Genomic DNA, 5,022 nt, shown 5'->3' with positions numbered 1-5,022 from the left:
GAGCCACTGGCTCGACGGGCGCTACGGGTTCGACCGGAGCAACGGGTTCGACCGGAGCAACTGGCGCGACCGGAGCGACTGGCTCGACCGGAGCCACGGGTGCGACTGGAGCGACCGGTTCGACCGGAGCCACAGGCGCAACTGGAGCTACGGGCTCGACTGGAGCCACGGGTGCAACCGGAGCGACTGGTTCGACCGGGTCGACTGGCTCGACCGGTGCCACCGGTTCGACCGGAGCCACAGGTGCAACAGGAGCCACCGGAGCGACGGGTTCAACCGGAGCAACGGGCTCGACCGGTGCCACAGGTGCGACTGGAGCCACCGGGGCGACTGGAGCGACGGGGTCGACTGGAGCCACAGGCGCGACCGGAGCCACCGGGGCCACAGGCGCGACTGGAGCCACCGGGGCGACTGGAGCAACGGGTGCGACCGGGGCCACAGGCGCGACTGGAGCCACCGGGGCGACTGGAGCAACGGGTTCGACCGGAGCTACAGGTGCGACCGGAGCCACCGGGGCGACTGGAGCAACGGGTTCGACGGGTGCCACCGGTGCGACCGGAGCCACCGGAGCGACGGGTTCGACCGGAGCAACGGGTGCCACCGGCTCGACCGGTGACACTGGAGCGACTGGCGCGACTGGAGCCACCGGAGCCACAGGCGCAACTGGAGCCACCGGAGCGACGGGTTCGACCGGAGCAACGGGTGCCACTGGCTCGACCGGTGACACTGGAGCGACTGGCGCGACTGGAGCGACCGGTGCGACCGGAGCTACAGGTGGAACGGGAGCCACCGGAGCCACGGGTGCGCCTGGTCCGACTGGCGCAACCGGAAGCCACGGAGGCGGGACCGGCCACACCGAGCATGGCAACAATGGTGGCGGCAATGATCCAGACGGAAGCGACAGCAGCAACCCCGGCAAGGGTCACGACAATGACGGCACCGACAACGACGGCGCGCCTGGCCACAGCGGCGGTGCCAACGTCACGGCCAGCACGCTGGGGCTGACGGACACCAAGCAGTTCCTGCAATCCGGCTCGGACGGCAATGGCGGCTCCGGTTCGTTCAAGGACCTCGTCAGCCAGGCCGTCGGTTCGGCGACGACCGATCTCTTGAACGTTCTCAACACGGTCAAGGGCTTCGGCCAGAACCAGAACAAGCCGTCCGGCGCGACTTCCGACCTGACTTCGGACAAGGGCAAGCAGGGTGCCGGCTACGGCCAGACCGACGATACGCTGAACAAGGCTTTGAAGGATATTCTGAAGCCGAATGGCTGAGTGTTGTTCGAAAACAATGCATGCGGGTCCCGCGGAAACGCAGGGCCCGCATACGCACGTCCGGGACAGGGGCCAAGGGCTCGTCCTCCAAGACTGTTCAGGCTATGATGGAACTTGCCGGAAGCTCTGGCCGAGGCGGTGTGCCGGGAGCGTCCACGAACCCTCGCTTGTGGGTCGCAGGGGGAGTGCATGGTAAGCGTGCCTCGAAACACCGAAGCCCAGCCGGTCCCGATCCGTGCGGACGTGAAAGCGGACAGGGACGGCGGGATTGAGAGCGCGGCGAAGCGGATCCCCGGCGGGCCCCCCGCGTTTGACGGCATCGGGCCGCGCCTCAAGGCAATGCTGCAGGTCGCCCGCTATCACGGCGTCGAGCTTGACCCGAACGAATTCAGGGCGACAAGCGCGGCCTCGGTTCCAAACGCCTCCGATCTCTCGCAATGGGCGCAGAACGCCGGAATGTGGTCGCGCGCGCTCCGCATACGCTGGTCACATCTCTTGCGCTTCGAGCACACTGGTCCGATCGTCCTGCTGTTCAATGATGGCGGAGCCGGTCTCCTCATCGGAGCGAGCGCCGAGCAAAATGTCGTTCTGCTCAGAAGCGTCGATGCGCCCGATGACGCGGACGCCGTGCCGATCGACGAGCTCCGCCTGCTGCAGGTATGGTCGGGCGAGGCGATCCTGTTGCGGGCGGCGCGCTCCTACATTGCGGCGGACGCGCCATTCACCTTCGCCTGGCTGGTCGATCTGGTGCGACTCGAGAGCCGGCCGCTGCGCGACATCGGCATCGCCTCGTTCACGCTGAGCATCCTCACCATTCTGCCGCCCCTCATCGTCATGACGGTGGTCAACAAGGTGCTGCAGTTCAGCAGTGTCTCGACCCTAGTCCTCCTCTCCGCGGTCATCGCCGTCGTCTTCGCCTACGAGACGCTGCTCGGCCATGCGCGACGATTGATCATCAACGTCGTCGGCGCCCGCCTGGACACCAAGCTCAATCTGCATGTCTTCGGCAGGCTGCTGCGTCTGCCGCTCGACTATTTCGAGCGTCACCCGGCGGGTGAGACGATGTACCACCTCGCGCAGATCTATCGCATCCGCGAGTTCCTGACCGGAAAGCTGCTCAGCACGTTCCTGGACCTGATCACGCTCTGCGTCCTGATCCCGGTGATATTCTACATCAACGCGACGCTCGCGTGGATGGTGCTCGCCTGCGCGGTCGTGATCATGGCGATCATCTTCGCCTTCCTTGCGCCATTGCGCCGACGCTACCAGAGCGTGGTCGACGCCGAGACCTGGAAGGCAGCCGCGCTCGGCGAAACCGTCGTCGGCATCAAGACCGTCAAGGCGCTCGGTCTCGAGCCGCAGCGCAAGGCGCTATGGGACGAACGCGTGGCCGACGCAGGCAAGGCGCGTCTCGCCTTCGGGCAACTGGCGAACTGGCCGCAGACCCTGGTCACGCCGATCGAACGTGTCATGGTCCTCGGCACTATGCTGATCGGCGCCTATCTCGCGATGAGCGATGGGTCGGGCTATATGGTCGGCAGCCTGTTCGCCTTCATGATGATCGCACAGCGCGTCGCCCAGCCGCTGGTCGGCCTGGCGCGGCTGGTCGAGGACTATGAGGAGGTGGGCGCGGCAATCGGCGAAACCGCTTCGGTCCTCAACCGCCCCTTGGAAAGCAGTTCCAATTCCGCCGGTTTGCGGCCAAAGCTGGTCGGCGAGATCAAATTCAACGATCTGACCTTCAGCTATATCGGCACCAAGACACCGGCGCTCGACCGTGTCAACTTCGACGTTCCGGCCGGCACGATGTTCGGCATTGTCGGCCGCAGCGGTTCGGGCAAATCGACGATTGCCCGGCTGTTGCAGGGGATCAATCGCGACTACAGCGGCTTCCTCAAGCTCGATGGGGTCGACCTCAAGGAAATCAATCTTCGTCACCTTCGCCAGGGACTGGGCGTCGTCCTCCAGGACAATTTTCTGTTCCGCGGCTCGATCCGGGACAACATCATTGCCGGCCGTCCCGGCCTGACGCTGTCCGACGCCATGCGTGCCGCTCAACTGGCGGGCGCCGCCGAGTTCATCGAACGCATGCCGAACGGCTACGACACCTATATCGAGGAAGGCTCCCCCAACCTCTCCGGCGGCCAGAAGCAGCGGCTGGCAATCGCCCGCGCGCTGATCCATGATCCGACCATCCTGATCCTCGACGAGGCGACGAGCGCGCTCGATCCGGAGAGCGAGGCCGTGGTCAGCTCTAATCTCATGCGAATCGCCAGCGGGCGCACGATGATCATCGTTTCCCATCGGCTCGCCTCGCTGACCGAATGCGACCAGATCCTGGTCATGGACCAGGGCAAGGTGCTCGACGTCGCGCCGCACGCGACACTGCTCGAACGATGCGCACTCTACCGCCAGCTTTGGCTGCAGCAAAACCGACATCTTGACGGTCGGCACGGCCGCTTGGCGGCCGTTCCGCCCAGGCTTGCTTAGATTGGGCCGGCCATGAGCAGCACAACCTATTCAACCCTTCCTGTCCGCCGGCGCCGGCGAGAGGCCGGCGATCCGACGGCGCCTGCCATCCTCGAATTCCAGTGGCCATCGACGGCGGTCGTCAACGCGCCCATTCCACGGGTCGCACGCAGCATCGTCTGGATCATCTCCAGCATGGTCGTCGCCTTGATCGCGCTCGCAGCGCTGATCCCTGTCGACCAGGTTGTCACAACACGGGGGCTGGTAGTCTCGCAATCGCCCAACATCGTCGTCCAGCCCTTGGAGACTGCGATCGTCCGCTCGATCGAGGTGCGCGAGGGGCAGCGTGTGAAGGCGGGCCAGTTGCTGGCGCGCCTCGATGCCACCTTCGCCTCGGCGGACCTTACCGCGCTGGCCACCCAGGTCGCCACGCTCGAAGCCGAAGTGGCGCGCCTGAGGGCGGAAGCCGACGGCAAGCCGTTCAGCTATGATGGACTAGACCCAAGCTGGACATTGCAGGCCTCGATCTTCGATCGGCGCAAGGCGGTCTACGATGCCAAGCTGGAAAGCTTCGACCGGCAGCGTGACGAGTTGAGCTCCGTCATCTCGCGCTCCCAGTCCGATGCAGACGGCTATCGGCAGCGGCTCGCCGTCGCAGCGTCGATCGAAAAGATGCGCCAGCAACTCGAAGAAAGACAGGTTGGGAGCCGTCTCAACACGCTTCTCGCCGAGGACAATTCGGCGGAGATGTCACGATCGCTCGCCAACGCCGTGCAGACGACCGAGGCCGCCAAGCGCCAGCAGGCAGCGGTCGATGCAGAGCGCAACGGCTACATTCAAAGCTGGCGTGCCGACGTCTCGCAGAGCCTGTCGGAAGCCCACTCGCGCATGTCGGATGCCCGCGAGCTTTTCAACAAGGCGAAGCTGCGCAAGCAGTTGGTGGAGTTGAAAAGCGAGGCCGACGCCACGGTTCAATCGGTGGCCAAGGTTTCCGTCGGCGCGGTCCTGCAGTCCGGCGAGCGCTTGATCACGCTGGTTCCCGCCGATGCGGTGCTTGAGGTCGAGACCAACATCGTCGGACGCAGCAGCGGCTTCGTCCATGTCGGCGATCCCGTGGCCATCAAATTCGATACCTTCCCCTATTCGCAATATGGCGTGGCTCACGGCACTGTTCGCACAGTCAGCCCGGATTCATTCTCGGCCAGGGAGCAGGCACGCGATCCAAACAGCTCGCTGGCCATGCTTCCGGCGGATACCGATCAATTCTATCGCACGCAGA

Annotated in this window: 3 protein-coding genes and 1 pseudogene; all 4 read left to right on the top strand. The window is 65.2% G+C overall.

The genetic code is table 11. The features are described 5' to 3' along the window. Positions 1 to 616 (top strand): annotated as a pseudogene (locus EOA24_RS43320) (hypothetical protein); the annotation flags it as partial. Positions 617 to 1,109: 493 nt separating this feature from the next. Then, entirely contained in the window at positions 1,110 to 1,274 is a 165-nt protein-coding gene (locus tag EOA24_RS43315; RefSeq protein WP_210214170.1) for a hypothetical protein, read from the top strand. A 189-nt stretch (positions 1,275 to 1,463) separates the two neighbouring features. Then, positions 1,464 to 3,764, top strand: coding sequence for a peptidase domain-containing ABC transporter (locus EOA24_RS27115; protein ID WP_126078795.1), 2,301 nt, complete (start codon positions 1,464 to 1,466; stop codon positions 3,762 to 3,764). Between the two features lie 12 nt (positions 3,765 to 3,776). Next, a partial coding sequence (locus tag EOA24_RS27110; RefSeq protein WP_127410257.1) for an HlyD family type I secretion periplasmic adaptor subunit occupies positions 3,777 to 5,022 on the top strand: 1,246 nt, incomplete at its 3' end.

This window comes from Mesorhizobium sp. M2A.F.Ca.ET.039.01.1.1, from assembly GCF_003998035.1.
Classification (GTDB): Bacteria; Pseudomonadota; Alphaproteobacteria; order Rhizobiales; family Rhizobiaceae; genus Mesorhizobium.
Note: the sequence above shows the minus strand (reverse complement) of the source record. Positions and strands in the feature narration are given on the sequence as shown.

Coding starts and splice junctions, on each gene's coding strand:
- EOA24_RS27115 (WP_126078795.1), top strand. CDS start 1,464: ATGGTAAGCGTGCCTCGAAACACCGAAGCCCAGCCGGTCCCGATCCGT.